Here is a 17,456-nt window from a genome sequence, read left to right as displayed (position 1 = left end):
CGCGCTTTGGCTTAAAGCGGTATTGATAGAACTCTATAGGGTTCGAGCGAAAACGCCCTCTTACCTTCTATGCTGACACTCTGCTCTTCTGGCGTGACATTCACGAGCCAAAGTCCACTCTCCACTGCAAACGCTAGAACATGGCTCGGGCAAGTAGAACGATAGGCGCGCCATTCTTTTCCGGCCAGCGCGGACAAGGCTTTCACGCTGTTGAAAATCGGGCGTGTTTGTCTCGCAGGCGTTGGTTCGTTTTCATGCGCAACCAGCCCGAAGGGACCGGTCAATGCTGATAGCGTCAGACAGTCGAGATTTGCATCTAGCACCCGCGCTGCATAGGCAAAGGCAAATGCTTCCGCGAATTTACCGTTATGGCGCGGATCGCGATTGGCCATGGCGATACGTTTGCTGTTTGGGTTGTCCATCGTCCTGCTGCCATAGGGATTCTGGCGCATGGGAATGGTCGATGGGCCGATGCGATAGCGTTTGTCGCCATAAATGGCGCGTACCGAACGCGTAATGAAGGGCAGCGCCTCCAGTGTTTGCATGACGCTCAGGTCGTCGGCGGCATGCACGATTGGATTGGTGCAATGCGTCACAAAATCGATCAGGGCGCCCGGCACGCGCTTGCGGTTCAATTCCGTGAAATAGCTCAGCATACCGCCGCCGAGGTTAGCATCCGGAAAAGCGGTGCGCGCGGCGTTATAGACTTCTTCCAGTGGTGGGCAAGGCGGCCAAGCGCTGCCGGGCGGCGTGGACTGGCGATCTATTGACGGTGAGACAATGATAGCGTCGGGCGCAAAGCCTGCTGCTTTCATTTGCGTCGCAATCTGGGTGGTTTCGTCGATGAGTGACCCTTCACAGGGAAGTGCGATCTCCAGCGATGTGCGCCCCTTATATCCAGCGGCAAGAGCAGCAAAGTCTGCAAATGCTGTTGCGTCATGTCCGGCATGTGGATCGTAATGGAACAGCAAATCCTGCGGAGAGATTTCGCTTAGCAGGCCGGACGAAGCAAGGCTCGCCTTGGCTTCTTCCGGCGTGATGATGATGCCGATACTTGGCATGATGCCGCGCGCGTCGTCAGGCGTAATGAACACTGGTTCGGTGTTTGAAGTGACGGCAGTGGATGCACTCGACCGCTTATCGTGGATGGTCAATACGACCCGCTGATTGATTGGTTCGTTGGCTTCAATCCGATAGGGCCAAGGCAGCGCGAGAGGGCGCACATAGGTTTTATAGGAGGCATCGGACCAGTTGCGCTGATCCTCCATCTCGAAGACATCGTCTTCCATACGGCATTCGGCCAACACACCCGGAAGGGCTTCATGGGTGATGGCGCGCATATCCTTAAATGGTTGCCACGGCTCGATGAGATCGGGCAGATGGGTCTGTACATGCGTTCCATCGACATGTTCCACCGTAACCGGCGAACCGGCAAGCCCGACAATCGGATGCAGAATACAAAAGCCGCAGCGGTTGGTTTCGAAGCCGGTTGTCGTTGTAGCCACAGCGTCGAATGTTAGTGTGCCACCAGTATTCGCCGATATGGTCACAGCAACCATTAGCTCGCTATCGCTGGGACCGTTGACATAGGCCTGATAGGCGACAGTAAAACCAGCTGCGTTTCTCTCTACGGTCAGGTCGCGGATAGAAGGGGCATATGTCCCCCAGTCGCGGTCGCGTATGAGATAAGACACCGCGCGCAGCACCTCGACACCATCATAGGTGATAGTGCGCAAATTACCATCGCTCAGATCGACTGCGAGACGCCCAGCTTGCAGGTGCAGTGGCCGGGCAGCGGTTTCTTCTGTGCCATAAAGCAGAAACGGATCGACGCTGCTCATCCCAGCATAGCCTTCACATCGACGCGGTTGCCGCTGGCCGCACTGTCATAAGCTGCATCCACCAGCGCGAAGGTTTTGAGATTATCGGCACCCGACGTTGACGTTTCCGCGCCGGAGGCAAGTTTGTCGATCCAGTGTTGCTGGATCGCGAAGACGCTCTCCTGAATATTGTGCCAGGGACGCGATGCCCAGGACAGCAGTTTGGGTGAAACGTCCGAAACGGTTGTACCTCCAGCATTGATGACTTCCAGACGGTATCCCTGATGAAGCCGGATTGAGCCTGCCGTGCCATCCAGTTCGATGAGGGTTTCCGGGAAGGGGTCGACCTGAAGTCTGGTAGCATAGCTGACATCGACGACGGATGTGGCGCCATTTTCATGGTCGAGCAAAATGGTCGCGACGTCCTCGCCCTTAATCTTCGGGTTCACGCGTTTGGCCCGTGCGACGAGGCTTGCTACATCACCGAGAATAAAGCGTGCAATATCGAGCGTGTGGATGCCAAGGTCTTCGATGATGAAGCGCTCGCCTTTCGCAAGATAAGGCTGGCCCGAGAAGACATCGTAGCCCGACCGGAAGGAAAAACGCCCCCAGAAGGGATCGCCTATCGCACCACTATCGAGTGCTTTTCGCACCGCCTGTATCGGTGTCTGCCAGCGGAAATTCTCGTGAACCATCAAGGGAATACCGGCATCTTGGCACGTTCTCACCATGGCCTTGGCGTCATCGAGGTTCTTGGCAAAAGGCTTTTGGCAGATGGCGGGTACTTTATGAGCAGCGGCCATTTCAACCAGCATGCGATGGCTTCCAACTGTCGTGGCTATATCGACAAAATCGATATTTCCATCGGCAAACAGCGCCTCGGCATCGGTATAGCGACGTTCGATCCCGAACTGATCGCCAACGATCTTCAGTCGCTCGGGGTCGCGGTCGCAGATCGCCACGATTTTTGCACCGGAAACATCGTTCCAGGCATGCATCTGATTGATTGCGAAGAAGCCGCAGCCGATGAGCGCGCCCTTGAATTCTGCCATTATCCTGCCTTTGCCATTTGCATGAGCGTGACGCGCTGCTGAAGGCGGCGCTGTGCCTGGTCTACAACCACGGCGATGATGATGACGAGGCCCTTGATGACCATCTGCCAGAAGGACGATACCCCCATCATGACCAGACCATCAGAAAGAATCCCGATCACGAAAGCGCCGATAATCGTTCCACCGATGGTACCGCGCCCGCCCGACATGGAGGTTCCACCCAGAACGGCCGCCGCGATAGCATTGAGTTCGAAGGAGTTTCCAGTTGCCGGGTGCGAAGCCATCAGTTCAGACGAAATGATAAGTCCGGCAATGGCGGCGCAAAAGCCCGAAAACATGTAGACGAACATTTTTACGCGGTCGACGCGGATACCGGACATGCGCGCTGCGCGCTCATTGCCACCCACCGCGAAAATCTGTCGTCCCAACGGCGTGTACCGGGCGACATAGGCTGCGCCCAATGCAACGACGATCAGAAGCCAGATGGAAACCGGCAAGCCGAGGATGCTGCCCGCGCCGAGAAAGCCGAAGCCGGTGGTGCCGAGATCTTCTCGCCCGACGAGGTTCGGGAAGGTCTGGCCGTCAGACGACAACAGAGCAAGGCCGCGCGCGACATATAGGGTTCCAAGTGTTGCGATGAATGGCGCCACGTTGAGTCTGGTAATCAGGAGCCCGTTGATGAAGCCGACCGCGACACCCACAGCCAGTGTGATGAGCGATATCTCGATCACATTGAAATAGATCGTATAACCGATCCCCAGATCGATGCCGTAGATCAAAAGACCACCAGCGACCATGCCGCACAGGCCGACAATCGAACCGACAGACAAGTCGATCCCGCCCGTGATGATGACAAAAGTCATGCCCATGGCGAGAAAGGCGTTCAGCGCCACGTGTTTCGACATCAAAATGAGATTGGCTGTCGAAAGGAAGTTCGGTGCGGCGAAGGAGAAAAAGATGAAAACTGCAAAAAGCGCAATGAATGTCCGCAGCTTCATCAGCGTCAGCAAGGCCGATCCGCTCGAAAAGGTTGGGTCAGTGGCTGCCGTGGCGGTTTTGGCTGTCATGACGCGAGTTCCTTGGTTTGCAGATCGTGGTTATGGCCGTGGCCCTTGGCCGAGGCCGCTATGATATCGGCTTCCGTCGCATGCTCGCGGTCAAAGATGGCAATCAGCTTGCCATTGCTGAGCACGGCGATGCGGTCGGATAAGGCCATGACTTCTTCCAGATCGGAGGTTGAAAACAGGATGGCCAGTCCTTCGCCAGCGAGGCGGCGCATGGTGCGGAAAACATCCGCCTTTGCGCCAACGTCGATGCCGCGTGATGGCTCGTCCATCAAAAGAACTTTCGGATTGGTCATCAGCGCTTTGCCGATCACAACCTTCTGCTGGTTGCCACCCGACATCGAAGTCACTTCGAAATCCGGGTTCGGGGCTTTGATGGCGAGATCCTTGATCGCCTGCCTGACGGCTTCCTTCTCAAGCTTCGGCGCGATGTGGAACAGTTTCGCAAGCCGGTCGAGACTGGCCATCGTCAGGTTGCTGGCAATCGACAGAACCTGCACCAGACCCTCTCGCTGACGGTCTTCGGGAATAAGCGCAAGTCCACGCCTTATGCGGCGTGTCGTATCGCGCTCGGTCACTTTCTGGCCGTCTATGAAAATCTGGCCGGTCGAATGGCGGTGCTGACCCATGACGCATTCAAAAAACTCGGAACGGCCCGCACCCATAAGGCCGTATATTCCCAGAACTTCACCGGCGTGGACCGACAAGGACACATTATCGACGGCAAGGCCGCCTGTGGCGCGGGGCAGGGTGATGTTTTCGGCGCGGAACCGCTCTTCGCCTATCGTGTGGTTCACCGATTTGGCAAAATCCTTGGCATCGGAGCCGATCATGGAACGCACGATCCATTGCGTATCGATGTTCCTGACTTCTTCCTGGCCGGTGATCTTGCCATCGCGCAGCACAGTGATGTAATCGCCAATGCGCATCAGTTCTTCCAGACGATGCGAAATATAGACGATAGCGACGCCCTGACTTTTCAACTCGGCGATGACCTTGAAGAGAATATCGACCTCGGCGGCTGAGAGCGCGGATGTCGGTTCGTCCATGATAACGATGCGCGCATCGAGCGAAATGGCTTTGGCGATTTCCACCAATTGCTGCTGGCCGATGGGAAGATCGGAAACCAGCATATTGGCATCGATGCCAGCATCCAGACGCCTGAGATATTCGTTGGCCTTTTGGACCTGCGCCTTGTGATCGATGCCGCGTACTCCGCGCATGATCTCACGGGTGGCGAAAATATTCTCGGCCACGGACATATTGGCGAACAGATTGAGTTCCTGAAAGATCATCGCGATGCCGCACTTTTGCGCATCGGCAGGACTGTCGAAAACAACCGGTTCACCGTCGAGAATGATCTTGCCCATGGTCGGACGCTCAACACCGGCGATGATTTTCATCAATGTGGATTTGCCAGCGCCGTTCTCGCCCACCAGCACATTGACCGATCCGCGTCGCAATTCGAGATTGGCGCGTTTGACGGCGACGATCCCCGAATAGACTTTCGATACGTCTTCAAGCTTGAGGACGATATCGTTTTTGATTGGCTGCTCCGTTTCCATGGCTCACTTCTCCAGCGCAATGGATACGGGCGTGAAAAGCGGTAACTGGCCCTTGGATGGCATGGCGAAGGCGCCACTGGCCTTTACTTTCATGCCGACCAGATTTTCGCGTGGCAGCTTCGACAAAACTTCGTCGTTGACGCGGGTATTGAACGATTTCCCGAACTGCGCCCATTCGATCTGGTTGCGGAATTCATTGAAGTTCACAAAGCTCAAGCTGTCGCGAATGGCCGTTCCGCGAACGGTTGGCCCGATCTGAACACGCGCATCCGCCTTGCCATCGCCATTGCTGTCCACATCGACATAGGCAGCCCGCGATTTGGTCTCGGCGCCAACAACCGTACCTTCCAGCCTGGTTGCAAAGGTCCAAGGCGCGTTGCCCTGCTTTTCGCGGTGGCCGAATTTGTTTCCCGCCGCGTCAGCGTCGGTATTGGCTGCCGTCATGACTTCATCAAGCGTCACGGTCTTTTCCGCGAAGAACGGTTTGACCTTGGAATCCCAGATGTCGGCAACCGAGCGGTCCGGGTTGAAATTGTCACCGCGGGCAGCTGCGGCTTCCTCAGCTGTTGGCGTCTTGATGATCTTGCAGCCCGAAAGCGCAACACCACAGGCCAGCACAACAATGGACGCTGACTTCAGCACTGACATGAAGATATCCTCGGTATGGGGAATATGCCGGGAGCATTACGGCTCCCGGCTCTCAACTTTCCGGGGCTCAATCCTTCAAAGCGAAGGTTTCGAGCTTTTCCGCGTTGTCGCCGTTGATCAGAACGCAATCCATCAACTGCTTCTCTTCAGCAGGCTTTTTGCCCGACTTGATGAATTCGTCAGCCTGAACGACAGCGGTTTGCGCCTGCGCGTAAGCTGGCTGCAGGACGGTGGCCTTGATGCCGCCAGCCTTGATGGAATCGCGTACATCGTTGGAGCCGTCGAAGCCGACGACGATCACGTCCTTACGACCGGCAGCTTCGAGAGCCGCCCAAGCGCCCATCGCCATCGTATCGTTGCCTGAAATCACGCCTTTGATGTCCGGATTGGCCTGCAGAATGCTCTGCATTTTGGTGAAGGCTTCCGGCTGGCTCCAGTTGGCCGACTGCTGTGCGACCATCTTCATATCTGGATAGTCGTCGATAACGTCGTGATAGCCCTTGGAGCGGATGCCCGCATTGAGATCGGCTTCGCGGCCAAGCAATTCCACGTAATTGCCTTTTTCGCCCATCAGCTTGACGAATTCTTCCGCGCCGAGCTGGGCGCCCTGATAGTTGTTGGACACAATCTGCGAGACGGCAATGCCGGTCGCATTGATTTCACGGTCGATCAGGAAGGATGGAATGCCTGCATCTTTCGCCTTCTGCACGGCAGCGATAGACGCTTCGGAACCGGCATTGTCCAGAATAATCGCCTTGGCGCCACGCCCGATTGCCGTATCGACGAGCTGAGATTGCTTGTTTGCGTCGTCGTCGTGAACGAGGATCAGCGTTTCATAGCCAAGTTCCTTGGCTTTTGCCTCTGCGCCCACGGCTTCGGCCTTGAAGAACGGGTTATCGTGCGAGGGTGTAATGATCGCGATGAGGTCCGCCGCCCAGGCTGGCATGACTGTGCCTGCCGACAGCGCACCAGCGACGATGGCCAGCGCGATACCGCGCGTCAGTTTCCTGCGTGTGAATTCCATAATTTCCTCCCAGTGTGTTCAGCCCTGTTCCCAGCAGGGCAGTGAAGGAGGGCGCTTGACCCTCCCGTTGATTATCAGGTGATACGGCGAATGCTTTCGGCGATCTCCTGCGGTTCAAACACGTTTTTCCAGTCGTCGCGCATCAGCGCGGGTATGCCGAACTCGATTGCCTTGTTGCAGGCATCCGAGAATACGCCGTCGACTTCCTTGAAGATGACCGCGCCCAGAACATTCATATGGCCGAGCAGGAAGTCGCGGGCCGCTTCTTCCGGTACGCCACGCCGCACGCATTCGTCCATTGCCTGGCGCATGACGACGAGAAGTGAGGCGCAGACGGTTTCCGAAAGACCCGGCTCCAGCATCGCCATTTGTTCGACCGTGACGCGATGCGAGCGCATGACGGGGGCCCAGATCACCTTTGCGATTTCTTCGCCCAGCGCGTAATCCGTTTCCGGCCCCTGCATGAGCGCCGAAACGATATGCTGCTTGGCGAAAAGACCACCGAAATGATCCTTCTTTGCCTGCATGTCGGTCTCGTCGTTGAAGATCGGCGGATGGCATGGGTGGGTGACGAAATAGGTCAGATCGGCGCGTTCGGGCAGATGACCTGCGAAGGGAGCTGCCGCGTCAAGCGCGATCACCATGGTGCCGGGCTTCAGCTTGTCGATAATGCCTGCGGCCACTTTTCCGATGAGGGTGTCCGGCACGGCCAGAATGACAACCTCGGCGCCTGCAAGGCCCTGATCGGCATCGACTGTGTCGATGCCCAGATCGTTCTTCAGACGCGCCTTGCCTGCATCGCTGACTTCAATATGGCGGACGTCGAAGCGCGAGCCCTTCAAGTTCTTGGCCAGACGGTAACCCATCTTGCCGCCTGCGCCGAACAAAGCGATTGCTGTCATGGTTGAATTTTCCTCCGGTGTCTTTGGTAACTTAACTGGTATAACCAGTCAATGAGTATTCCAGATTTCAGTTGGGTAAACCGTCGCGTATTTGGCTGAAATAATTGTCAGCGCCGACCTGTCCGCCTTTCAGTGCGATTTGCAGGCCATGGGTCGCAGTATCGCCACCATGCGCCGTGCAAAGCGGCGAGCCGGGTGTTTGCGGAAGCGGCAGCAGCGTGGTCAGCGCATCGACATGCAGCTCGCGCAGGGCGTGACTGGACGTGTCGCCACCAGCTATTACGGCGCGCGGCAGTTTTTCGCGCTCAACCAGACTGCGCAGGATCGAGCCCAGAATGTGCGCCAGTCGATGGCGGCTCCCGGCGATACGGTCGATTTCGCGACCGCGATCAGCAGAGGGGCCGAGCGCCGTGTTGAGAATGACGCTTCTGCCAGCCTGCAAGGTTTTTTGCGCATGTGCGACGGCGGTTTCCATCGCCTGCGCAGCATTTTCGCCAAGGAGTTCGAGCGGATCGAGATTGATGCCGTCAAAACCGGCTGCGGTTGCGGTGCGGATTTGTCTTTCCGTTGTCGGCGAAACGCTGCCCGACACCACGGCGATACGATCCACTTTGCCCGGCAGGGGAAAATCTTTCCGAGCGCCGATCAGGCCCGCCTCCCGCCACGCGGATAACAGGGCGTATTCAATGCCGGACGAACCGGCGACAAACCAGCCTTGGCGGGCACGTAAACGCCAGAGTTGTTCACCTGCGCGCAACTGGCTTTCGGTGCTATCCACATCGAACAGCACCATGCCGGTCGCCTTTTGCGTGATCGCGTCGATACGCTTATCCGCTTCAGATGCGGCCAGCGCTGCGCTATCAACCAATTCGGCTTTCAATGTCGTTTGTTTGGCCAGATGCAGCCGCAGATCGGCTTCATGCATAGGCGTCACAGGGTGACGGCTCATCACTGGATGGCGGTCGATGCGGTAGGTTTCACCCTGATAGGCGGCAAAGAGATTGCCGAAGGATGTGTAGCGCTTGAGTTGCGGCGCGCCGACGATCAGCGGAACATAAGCCTGCTGGAAGACCGATTTGCCGATCTCGATCGCCTTGCCGATATTGCCGACATGCGGCGCGGAATCGAAAGTGGAACAGACCTTGTAGTGGCAAATTGCGGCATTGAGGCTACGCAGCCAGGCGAAGGCGGGGGTCAGATGCGCATCCATCCAATCCGGGGTTTCGCTGCGGCTGGTGCCTGCAAGACCAATGGCCCGGCAATGTCCAAAGCGCGATAGAAGAGCGTCATCCGGCTTGTTCATGAACAAGACAGTTTCGATGCCATTCGAACTGAGCGCTTCCATCACATCCGTGGAACCGGTCAGATCATCTCCGTAATAGGAAAGCAGCGGAGCGAGGCTGGTCATCCTTCGCCTCCATTGCCGAATTTCGCCAGCGAGGCCGCGAGTTCGGGGTGGTCTTTTGCGTAAACCTCAAGCGGGATGTCGGCCACTGCGGCTTCCCATGCCTGTTGCACGGCGCGAACCCCTGCTGCGGGTCCGCCGGGATGGCTGACGATGCCGCCGCCGCACAAATAGAGGAGGTCCGTGGTGCGGCCCGTGCGGGCATAGGTTTCCGGCGCCTGCCCGCCCCATTGACCGGAGCCTGCAACCGGCAGCGGGCAATCGGTAGGATCGAATAGCGGTGTGCTGATCGCCTTGAACGACGAGACGAAGCTTTCGTCCGGCTCCCAATATTTCACGCGAATGCCGTTGATCTGAAACTGATCGACGCCGAGCAGGCGCCAGAACTGCTGATAGACGCGGAAATCCATGCCGGCGCCCGGATTGCGGGTCAGAACGTCCCAGCCGTTGCGATGCGCATGCAGGACAAGACCCGAGCGCTTGCGCAGGAAACTCATGCCGCCGAACCCGATGGAGTTGATATTGACCACGGCGCAATTGCCACCCGCTTCGAGCACCATGTCATGATTGCGCATCATCTCGTCGGGATCGGCATGCGAGATGCCGAAGGCATACATGACCTTCTTGCCGGTCTTCTGTTCGTGATCGAGAATGCGCGGCATGATTGCCGCAACGCGTTCTTTCAGCGGGGAGTAAGCAGGACTCATCAGTTTTTCATCGTCCTTGATGAAATCCACGCCGGATTCAATCAACTCGCCCACCAATTCCGCCGTTTCATGGGGACGCAGGCCAAGCGCGGGCTTGACGATGGTGCCAATGATCGGACGCTTTTCAACGCCGGCGAGCTTGCGGCTTCCCTCAATACCGAATTGCGGGCCGGGATGGGCGTCGCGGAATGCCTGTGGCAGCTTCATATCGACGATGCGAATGCCGGTCATGCCCTTGATCGAATAGACCCCGCCAATGGCGATGGTCATAAGAGCGGCGAGATCGGTGCCGACCGCATCAAGCGGAAAAGCAATATCAACATCGGCGCGCCTGATCGGGCCGTGATCGCATTCCAGTTCTGGCCAGGCTGGAACCTGCGCGTCTTCCAGAGGGCGTATATCCAGCACCTTGGCGGCGACGCGGGCCTTCAATTCCTCCGTTTCACCGGGAACAGCAACAAAAGTGCCGGTGGATTGATCGCTGGCGATCTTGGCCGCCATCTTCTCAATGTTGCCGGTGCTTTCTATGCGATAGGTCAAGCGGATGTTCATCGGAATTGCCGTCACTCGCTGTTTTACTCGTGCCAGCGAAAAGCGCATGGCGTTTGAATGCAAACTGGTATAATGAGTATTCCAATATGTGCAAGAGGAAAAATTGTGAGCCCCTGCACATGGATGTGGGTAACGGCTTTCATCTGCGCCGTTGAAGATGCATAAGGGAACAAAGCTCATGACTAGTGAGATGCCATGACCCAGCCAATCGAACCTATCGTTCGCCGTAAATTGTCAGACGAAGTTTTTGACCGGCTTGAAACCATGATCACGTCGGGTGAATTGCTGCCGGGCGATGAAATGCCATCCGAACGGGTTTTGATGGAACGCTTCGGCGTAGGTCGTCCGGCGATCCGCGAGGCAATGCAGTCGCTTGCAAAAATGGGTTTGGTCAGCATTTCGCATGGAGAGCGCGCGAAGGTTCTCAAGCTCACCGCAAGGTCGATATTTCAACAGGTGGACCCCACGGCGAAGATCATGCTCGCGCAGTCGATGGAGACGCTCGAGCATCTGAAGAGCGCGCGTATCTTTTTTGAACGCGGCGTTGCACGTGAGGCGGCGCAAAAGGTGACTGCGCGCGATATTTCGGAATTGCGGGATATTATTGAACGGCAACGGCAGTCATTGGGTGATGCCGATGCGTTCATCGCTGCGGATATGGAGTTTCATATTCGCATAGCAAAGATTCTGGATAATCCGATCTTTGTGGCGGTCAGCGAAGCCATGCTGGCGTGGCTGAAGGAATACCACACACACATGCTGATCTGGACCGGCAAGGAAAAATACACGCTTGCCGAGCACACCGAAATTCTAGACCGTTTGGCCGAAAATGACGCTGAAGGCGCCGAGGCGGCAATGCTGGCCCATCTGAAGCGTTCACGCGACTTATATGTGAAGTGATCGACCGTTTCGGGTGAATTCCGTCGTAAGTTCGCATTGAGTGCGGATTTTTCTGCCGCGTCTGCTCCAGACATACATATTCCGATATATTTGCTTTTCTGGAAATAGAAGTAAGTGTAATATTTATTCATCAAATATTATATTTTAGATATATTTTGTTGGAATCTATAAAATATATTTGAATTACTGCGTGATGAAGACGGAAGCCTTCGTTGGTGTGTTAGTTTTGCAATTAATTAATGTCTCTCTTGCCAATTTCAATTTATGTGGTGTAGCTTAAATAAAGGAATGCTGCATCTGTCCGCTCTATATCAAAGGTATACACCTGACCGGAGGACCAAAGCATGAAAGCTCAAACTGAGCTTGCGTCACAGATAATTGGTTCAAATCGGCTTGAGAGTTTCGCTGACGGTTCGCCGTCGGGCGGGTAGCGTACGCACTAACTGGCACCAACACAATCATTGAGCTCTATTCATCCGCGACTTGTTGGTGGTTGACGTTTGAATTGCGGTGCAGTGCATAAAACTGAATAGCATGCGTCTTTATCATCCCCGACAACAAAGGAGAATTGCTGTGACTTTTGTTAAAGCCAAGGATGGAACAGAGATTTTTTATAAGGATTGGGGCCCGAAGGATGCGCAGCCGATTCATTTCCACCATGGTTGGCCATTAAGCGCCGACGATTGGGATAATCAGATGCTATTCTTCCTAAAGGAAGGCTTCCGCGTTGTTGCTCACGATCGTCGTGGCCATGGCCGGTCGAGCCAGGTCAGTGAAGGACACGATATGGATCACTACGCCGCCGATGCTTCGGCCGTCGCGGAGCATCTCGATCTTCGCAATGCCATTCATATAGGCCACTCAACTGGCGGCGGCGAGGTTGCTCGTTATGTCGCGCAACATGGCCAGCCACAAGGTCGTGTCGCCAAAGCCGTGCTGGTCAGCTCTGTTCCACCACTGATGGTGAAGACAGAGAATAATCCTGAGGGTACTCCGATCGAGGTGTTCGATGGCTTTCGCGCCGCTCTCGCCGCCAATCGCGCTCAGTTTTTCATCGACGTGCCCGCCGGCCCTTTCTATGGCTTTAACCGCCCGGGAGCGGAGCCTTCACAAGGCGTGATAGATAACTGGTGGCGGCAGGGCATGATGGGCAGTGCCAAGGCGCATTATGAGGGCATAAAAGCCTTCTCGGAAACTGATCAGACTGCGGACTTGAAAGCGATTACAGTTCCAACGCTTGTGCTTCAGGGCGATGATGACCAAGTCGTTCCCTATAAAACTGCCGCGCTTATGCAAGACAAGCTACTGCAAAACAGCAAGTTGATCATCTATCCGGGTTTCTCGCATGGAATGCTAACGGTCAATGCAGATGTGGTTAACGCCGATTTGCTCGCCTTTATTCGCAGCTAAGAGACAGGTGCGCCGGTATTACCCGGCGCATTTCACTTTGATTCATTGCGCTTGGCTTTTTGCCAGATGTTGAAAGTTGAACTATTGGAGCGGCGGTTTAAAAAACCAATTGTCCAGAACATAGGCTGCTTGACTTCATCGCTAAATGCAGGGAGCGTTCAAACACTGGGATTATGGTCGGTCACCCGAGGCTGCATGATGAAATTCGGAACGGGAAGTACGTTACGGTAAAATCGCCGTCCGCAAATCGGCGGGCAGGAAAGCCGAGAATAACCTCTATACGGGACAGTTTTTGGGTAAACGCAGCCTGTTTCCAGCACTGTGTTCACCCTCGTTATATTTAAACAGACTCAACGATATCAAAGGGACTGGCACAAGCGGGTTTTAGCTACACGACTTCAATTCGCCCCTTCATATTGGGATGAAACCGGCAATAGTAATCAATGTTGGCTTTGTCCGTGATGACCCTACTCGCCCGTTTCCCGGGTGGTATCATGATTTCCCATCCACCTTGAACTGCAACGGTAGGAGCCATCGGGTCGTTATTTGCCCACTCAACGGTCTCGCCTGCCTTTAATTTGACAATGCTCGGTTCCCCACTTCCGTTATGATATACCTTTGTAGGTCCGCGCGTCAGCGATATTGGAAAAGTTCACCATCAGGAACCGGCTTGCCGGTTATCGCGGCTGTGATGTTTTGCGATGCGATCATGGCAAAGGTAATTCCGTTGCCACCGAAACCCATGGCTGCGAATATGCGTTCATATCCCGGTACACGGTCGATGATCGGCAAGCCATCTTGCGTAATTCCGAATGGCGAAGACCATATATAGTCTGGCTTATCGATCGCAATTCCGGTGAGGTCTTTCAGCTTTTTCGCGATGATGGCCGCTTTATATGCCAGCTTCTTTGGATCGTGGTTGCTTTCTTGCGCCTGCTCGTCTTCACCCCCGGCGATGATGCGCCCAAATGCATCAGTTCTCAAATAAAGATAGGGATCCGCAGCTTCCCAGACGAGCATGTTGCGCATCCAATGGGGCACATCAAGCAAAGGCTTCGAAGCGATTGCCCAGGTCGATGTGATGCTGTGCCATCTGGTTTCCATCTGGGGGAGATATTCATAACCGGTGCAAAACACGGCATGTTCCGCAACCAGAACTTCGCCCTTGCGGGTTGCCAGAGCCACGCCGGACGGCAACTCAGCCATATCGGTGATCTCGACAGGAGAAACAATATGGGCATTGCGCGTCAGCGCCTTGTGCAGAAGCCCGGCGGTCAGCTGTGCTGGATTGGCAGATGCGGAAACATCCGACAAAATCGCGGCGGGACGATCCAGTCCGAAGCGCGCAGTCAGAGCTGCGCGGTTGAGATAGTCGGCTTTGATGCCGATCTCGTTACGCGCCGCCGCCTCCTTGGCCAATGCTTGTGCGCTCATCTCGTTGCCTGCGAGATAGAGCGCTGACTTGCGATGCATTTGGCAGTTGATCTCAAGCCGGGCGGACAAATCGATCAAGTCCTGCACAGCTTGTGCTGACCGAATCCAGGCCGCATTGGCTGGTGCGGCGCCGATTTTCCTGCGCAGTTGCGTGAGAGGTATGTCGATTTCATGCTGGATCATCGATGTGGACGCCGAGGTTGATCCGCGTACAGGAGGCCTGCGGTCAACGATCAACACGCTTTTTCCACTGCGGGTCAGTGCTTCCGCCATCAAAGCCCCGGAGATGCCTGCGCCGATGACGATAACGTCAAAAGACTGATCGGGAAGATGCCGGTCCGCTTGCACCGTGGAATTCGGAGTTTTTATCCAGAAGGGGATTCCGGTTCGCAATTTGTCTTTGCGGGTTGCAGCATCATGATCTGCCATGAACAATCTCCTCCAATGATACTTGAGAACGGGATTTATAAGCGTTTGCGGCAGCCATTGATCTGATCGCGGACTAAAAAAGCTGGAACATCTGCCATGGTAATAGGTTTTGAGGGCAAACAGTTCCCTTAAAATCATCGAGGAGCACGCATGACCAAGTCCAAAAAGTGGTCTGCAGAAGTGACCGAGCATAGCGATGCGCTGACACTGGAACCGCATATTTTCGAAGATAATGATCCGAAGAAGATCGCGCTTTCCCTGAAACGTTCCGCCGATCACAGTCGAAAGCGCAAAACCACTCCATTCCAATCGGCGATGTCGATGTTGACGTTTTATATCAATCGCGCTGGCACAAAGCTGCCGAAAGAGCGCAAACGAATATTGGAGCTGGCGAAAACTGAATTGCGCAGTGCTTACGGAAAGCCGGAGTAACGTTAGACAGCTGGCGGAACAATCGCCTCTGCGACAGGTTCGGCCCTTCTGGAAAAGAGGAAGGAAATCCGATGAAAACGCTGCAACCCGATACCGCAAACGCTGCCCAATTCAAGAAGAACGCTCTGGAATTGCAATCGGGCGATCCCCCGGAGATACCATCGCCTGAGCCCGAAAAAGTCCCCCAACGGCCACCGGACACCATACCCCAGCCCGATGGTGATCCAATTGGCCCAGACGAACCGGAACAAATACCGCCGCTTCCCGATCCCGGGCCACCTTCGCCGGAACCGGACAACCCAAGTCAGCCCATGATGTTTTAATGGCTACCTGGATAGGGGTGGTTCTTCAATAGATGGGCAAGATGGACACAATTTGCAGCGACCATTTTCGTCGTTGAAACAACGACTTCGGGAATTGTGTTGAGATCGACGAAGTTGGTTGATTGCATCGCCTCGCCCACCCAATAGGTGACGGCATTCGCTGGCAAGGTCAAACCAACATCGTTCAAAGCCTGATATAGCTCTGCGGATACGTGATGGGCGCCATCCTCATTACCAACCACAACGACCGCAGCTACACAGTCATAGGAAGGCGTCCGGTTCTTGTCTTCTGTTTCGGAAAGAAAGGCATCCATGCGTTCTAAAACACGCTTGCAGATGCTGGATGGCTGTCCGAGCCCGATCGGGGTGCCGAGAATAAAAATGTCGGATACCAAAATCTTTTGCCGCACAATGGGCCATTCATCCTCGTCTCTTTCGCGGGATGTCACACCCGGCTCGATATTGAATGCGTTCAGTCGCAGATGTTCGGTCTCTACCCCATATGAAATGAGATGAGAATCCAGATAGCGTAACAGTTCATCTGTCGAGGACGGCGTATGATCCGCGTTGCCTTTCAATGTTGCATTCAGCGCGAGAGCCTTGAGGGGGATAGGGTTTGGAGAAGTCGTCGTCATTACGTATCTCCTTTTTTCTTCGTGGTGTTGGACTTTGGCTCGCTTAAAGCATCGGAGAGATTTTTGCGGTCGGGATCTGACAGGCTGTGTCCCGCTGCATCGCGTTGTTTGTCGGGATTATCTTCTGCCGGTTCATAACCGCGCGGTCGATTTTCCGGTGGACCTTCCCATTTCGGTTTTTGATCGGTCGTTCCGGGCTTCGGTGAAGGATTTGCCATTGTTCAGCCTCCATTAATTAGGGAGGTCTAACTTCTCAAAACCACATATGTTTCGAACCAAATCGGTTTCTGTCGAAAGACTTGCGGGAACGCAGTCTATTTCGGGCGGTGTCTTTTTGCTCTTCGGGTCGCACTACGCAGCAATTCCTCAACATTCACTTTGGTAGTTTGATCTCCGTTTTCGTCCTCAATTGCCGTCCGTATCGCTTCGACTTCGCTTTCGGTGAGGTGTTCAATGCCGATAAGCTGTGAACGCGCGCCTTCCAGACAACGAATGACTTCGTCCAGCTTCGCCTCCACTGCCGTGGAATCGCGGTTTTGCGAATTCTGGATCAGAAAGACCATCAGGAAAGTGATGATCGTTGTGGCTGTGTTGATGACAAGCTGCCAGGTGTCGGAAAAGCCAAATATCGGACCCGAACAGGCCCATATGAGTATGAACCCCAAAGCAACACCGAACGCATAGGATGTCCCTGCCAGTTCAGCGATAGTCTGGGAAAGACGAGTGAAGAACTTTTCCATGGCAATTCCTCCTCCAGGATAGTGGAAGCCGACACAGCGCTCCATTGAAACTTATTTGACTGGGATCGGTTCCTTCGTGGCGAAGTCTATAAAGTAAAACGGCGTTGTCGAATTCCGAGGCTCCGGAAGAAATCAGCAAGAGGTCGCCGGAACATTTGCTCTACGAGATCGTTGGGCCAGGGAGGTTTATGGCGATGATTACACCCAACAAAACCACCGATAGTGCCCGTGTCTATCGAGCGCCGGGCGGTCAGAAAGTGGAATCTGAACGGCGCCGTGGATTGCAGGAAGGCCGTATCTATCTGATCTGGTGGATGGTCATTCTCGCGATCATCTGCATCGGTTACGCCACTACGTTCTGGATATGACGAGGAAGCCCAGCCGCACAAGCTTATCAAAAGCCAATCGATTGAG

General features: G+C 55.0%; 16 protein-coding genes. 3 read left to right on the top strand and 13 right to left on the bottom strand.

Annotated features, from left to right (window positions below):
• Positions 1–11: 11 nt before the first annotated feature.
• The 9 genes from apnL to oiaX form a co-directional block, all read right to left on the bottom strand.
• Positions 12–1,841 (bottom strand): D-apionate lactonase, encoded by a 1,830-nt coding sequence (gene apnL, locus D8666_RS18475; protein WP_121538952.1) that lies wholly within the window; start codon positions 1,839–1,841, stop codon positions 12–14.
• The gene (locus D8666_RS18470) at positions 1,838–2,872 is read right to left on the bottom strand and encodes a Gfo/Idh/MocA family protein (RefSeq protein WP_121538951.1); all 1,035 of its coding nucleotides are present in this window, start codon (positions 2,870–2,872) and stop codon (positions 1,838–1,840) included. The genes apnL and D8666_RS18470 overlap by 4 nt, the downstream gene beginning before the upstream one ends.
• Positions 2,872–3,939 (bottom strand): ABC transporter permease, encoded by a 1,068-nt coding sequence (locus tag D8666_RS18465; RefSeq protein ID WP_109365877.1) that lies wholly within the window; start codon positions 3,937–3,939, stop codon positions 2,872–2,874. Before D8666_RS18465 ends, D8666_RS18470 begins: the two co-directional genes overlap by 1 nt.
• Positions 3,936–5,501, bottom strand: coding sequence for a sugar ABC transporter ATP-binding protein (locus D8666_RS18460; RefSeq protein ID WP_121538950.1), 1,566 nt, complete (start codon positions 5,499–5,501; stop codon positions 3,936–3,938). Before D8666_RS18460 ends, D8666_RS18465 begins: the two co-directional genes overlap by 4 nt.
• Positions 5,502–5,504: 3 nt before the next feature.
• The gene (locus D8666_RS18455; protein WP_121538949.1) at positions 5,505–6,149 is read right to left on the bottom strand and encodes a DUF2291 family protein; all 645 of its coding nucleotides are present in this window, start codon (positions 6,147–6,149) and stop codon (positions 5,505–5,507) included.
• 67 nt (positions 6,150–6,216) lie between these two features.
• On the bottom strand, positions 6,217–7,173 hold the full coding sequence (locus D8666_RS18450) for a D-ribose ABC transporter substrate-binding protein (RefSeq protein ID WP_109365880.1): 957 nt from the start codon (positions 7,171–7,173) through the stop codon (positions 6,217–6,219).
• 74 nt (positions 7,174–7,247) lie between these two features.
• Positions 7,248–8,075 carry a phosphogluconate dehydrogenase C-terminal domain-containing protein gene (locus D8666_RS18445; RefSeq protein WP_109365881.1) on the bottom strand — a complete coding sequence of 276 codons (828 nt, stop codon included), beginning with the start codon at positions 8,073–8,075 and terminating at the stop codon, positions 7,248–7,250.
• A gap of 67 nt (positions 8,076–8,142) precedes the next feature.
• On the bottom strand, positions 8,143–9,483 hold the full coding sequence (locus D8666_RS18440; RefSeq protein ID WP_121538948.1) for a four-carbon acid sugar kinase family protein: 1,341 nt from the start codon (positions 9,481–9,483) through the stop codon (positions 8,143–8,145).
• Complete coding sequence (gene oiaX, locus D8666_RS18435; RefSeq protein WP_121538947.1) at positions 9,480–10,739, bottom strand: 3-oxo-isoapionate-4-phosphate decarboxylase OiaX; 1,260 nt, start codon at positions 10,737–10,739, stop codon at positions 9,480–9,482. Before oiaX ends, D8666_RS18440 begins: the two co-directional genes overlap by 4 nt.
• Before the next feature lie 195 nt (positions 10,740–10,934).
• Between oiaX and D8666_RS18430 the strand changes: the two genes are divergently transcribed.
• Both D8666_RS18430 and D8666_RS18425 read left to right on the top strand, forming a co-directional pair.
• On the top strand, positions 10,935–11,639 hold the full coding sequence (locus tag D8666_RS18430) for a transcriptional regulator NanR (RefSeq protein WP_121538946.1): 705 nt from the start codon (positions 10,935–10,937) through the stop codon (positions 11,637–11,639).
• 534 nt (positions 11,640–12,173) lie between these two features.
• Positions 12,174–13,049 carry an alpha/beta fold hydrolase gene (locus D8666_RS18425; protein ID WP_209445994.1) on the top strand — a complete coding sequence of 292 codons (876 nt, stop codon included), beginning with the start codon at positions 12,174–12,176 and terminating at the stop codon, positions 13,047–13,049.
• A gap of 633 nt (positions 13,050–13,682) precedes the next feature.
• On the opposite strand, the gene D8666_RS18420 is transcribed toward D8666_RS18425, so the two are convergent.
• The 4 genes from D8666_RS18420 to D8666_RS18395 form a co-directional block, all read right to left on the bottom strand.
• Entirely contained in the window at positions 13,683–15,443 is a 1,761-nt protein-coding gene (locus tag D8666_RS18420; RefSeq protein WP_442945189.1) for an NAD(P)/FAD-dependent oxidoreductase, read from the bottom strand.
• Positions 15,444–15,663: 220 nt separating this feature from the next.
• Positions 15,664–16,278: a flavodoxin family protein gene (locus D8666_RS18405; protein WP_121538991.1), complete on the bottom strand. Its 615-nt coding sequence runs from the start codon at positions 16,276–16,278 to the stop codon at positions 15,664–15,666.
• 23 nt (positions 16,279–16,301) lie between these two features.
• A complete protein-coding gene (locus tag D8666_RS18400; protein ID WP_121538941.1) occupies positions 16,302–16,520 on the bottom strand; it encodes a hypothetical protein in 219 nt (72 codons plus the stop codon).
• A 96-nt stretch (positions 16,521–16,616) separates the two neighbouring features.
• Positions 16,617–17,042, bottom strand: coding sequence for a low affinity iron permease family protein (locus tag D8666_RS18395; protein ID WP_121538940.1), 426 nt, complete (start codon positions 17,040–17,042; stop codon positions 16,617–16,619).
• Positions 17,043–17,236: 194 nt separating this feature from the next.
• On the opposite strand from D8666_RS18395, the gene D8666_RS24280 reads away from it, so the two are divergent.
• Positions 17,237–17,410, top strand: a complete 174-nt coding sequence (locus tag D8666_RS24280) for a hypothetical protein (RefSeq protein WP_167836117.1) — start codon at positions 17,237–17,239, stop codon at positions 17,408–17,410.
• Positions 17,411–17,456: the final 46 nt, after the last annotated feature.

Source organism: Ochrobactrum soli (assembly GCF_003664555.1).
In the GTDB taxonomy this organism is placed as follows: Bacteria; Pseudomonadota; Alphaproteobacteria; order Rhizobiales; family Rhizobiaceae; genus Brucella; species Brucella teleogrylli.
This window is presented reverse-complemented; position numbering and strand designations above follow the sequence as displayed.

Coding starts and splice junctions, on each gene's coding strand:
- D8666_RS18465 (WP_109365877.1), bottom strand. CDS start 3,939: ATGACAGCCAAAACCGCCACGGCAGCCACTGACCCAACCTTTTCGAGC.
- oiaX (WP_121538947.1), bottom strand. CDS start 10,739: ATGAACATCCGCTTGACCTATCGCATAGAAAGCACCGGCAACATTGAG.
- apnL (WP_121538952.1), bottom strand. CDS start 1,841: ATGAGCAGCGTCGATCCGTTTCTGCTTTATGGCACAGAAGAAACCGCT.
- D8666_RS24280 (WP_167836117.1), top strand. CDS start 17,237: ATGATTACACCCAACAAAACCACCGATAGTGCCCGTGTCTATCGAGCG.
- D8666_RS18450 (WP_109365880.1), bottom strand. CDS start 7,173: ATGGAATTCACACGCAGGAAACTGACGCGCGGTATCGCGCTGGCCATC.
- D8666_RS18400 (WP_121538941.1), bottom strand. CDS start 16,520: ATGGCAAATCCTTCACCGAAGCCCGGAACGACCGATCAAAAACCGAAA.
- D8666_RS18445 (WP_109365881.1), bottom strand. CDS start 8,075: ATGACAGCAATCGCTTTGTTCGGCGCAGGCGGCAAGATGGGTTACCGT.
- D8666_RS18425 (WP_209445994.1), top strand. CDS start 12,174: ATGCGTCTTTATCATCCCCGACAACAAAGGAGAATTGCTGTGACTTTT.
- D8666_RS18440 (WP_121538948.1), bottom strand. CDS start 9,483: ATGACCAGCCTCGCTCCGCTGCTTTCCTATTACGGAGATGATCTGACC.
- D8666_RS18395 (WP_121538940.1), bottom strand. CDS start 17,042: ATGGAAAAGTTCTTCACTCGTCTTTCCCAGACTATCGCTGAACTGGCA.
- D8666_RS18455 (WP_121538949.1), bottom strand. CDS start 6,149: ATGTCAGTGCTGAAGTCAGCGTCCATTGTTGTGCTGGCCTGTGGTGTT.
- D8666_RS18460 (WP_121538950.1), bottom strand. CDS start 5,501: ATGGAAACGGAGCAGCCAATCAAAAACGATATCGTCCTCAAGCTTGAA.
- D8666_RS18470 (WP_121538951.1), bottom strand. CDS start 2,872: ATGGCAGAATTCAAGGGCGCGCTCATCGGCTGCGGCTTCTTCGCAATC.
- D8666_RS18430 (WP_121538946.1), top strand. CDS start 10,935: ATGACCCAGCCAATCGAACCTATCGTTCGCCGTAAATTGTCAGACGAA.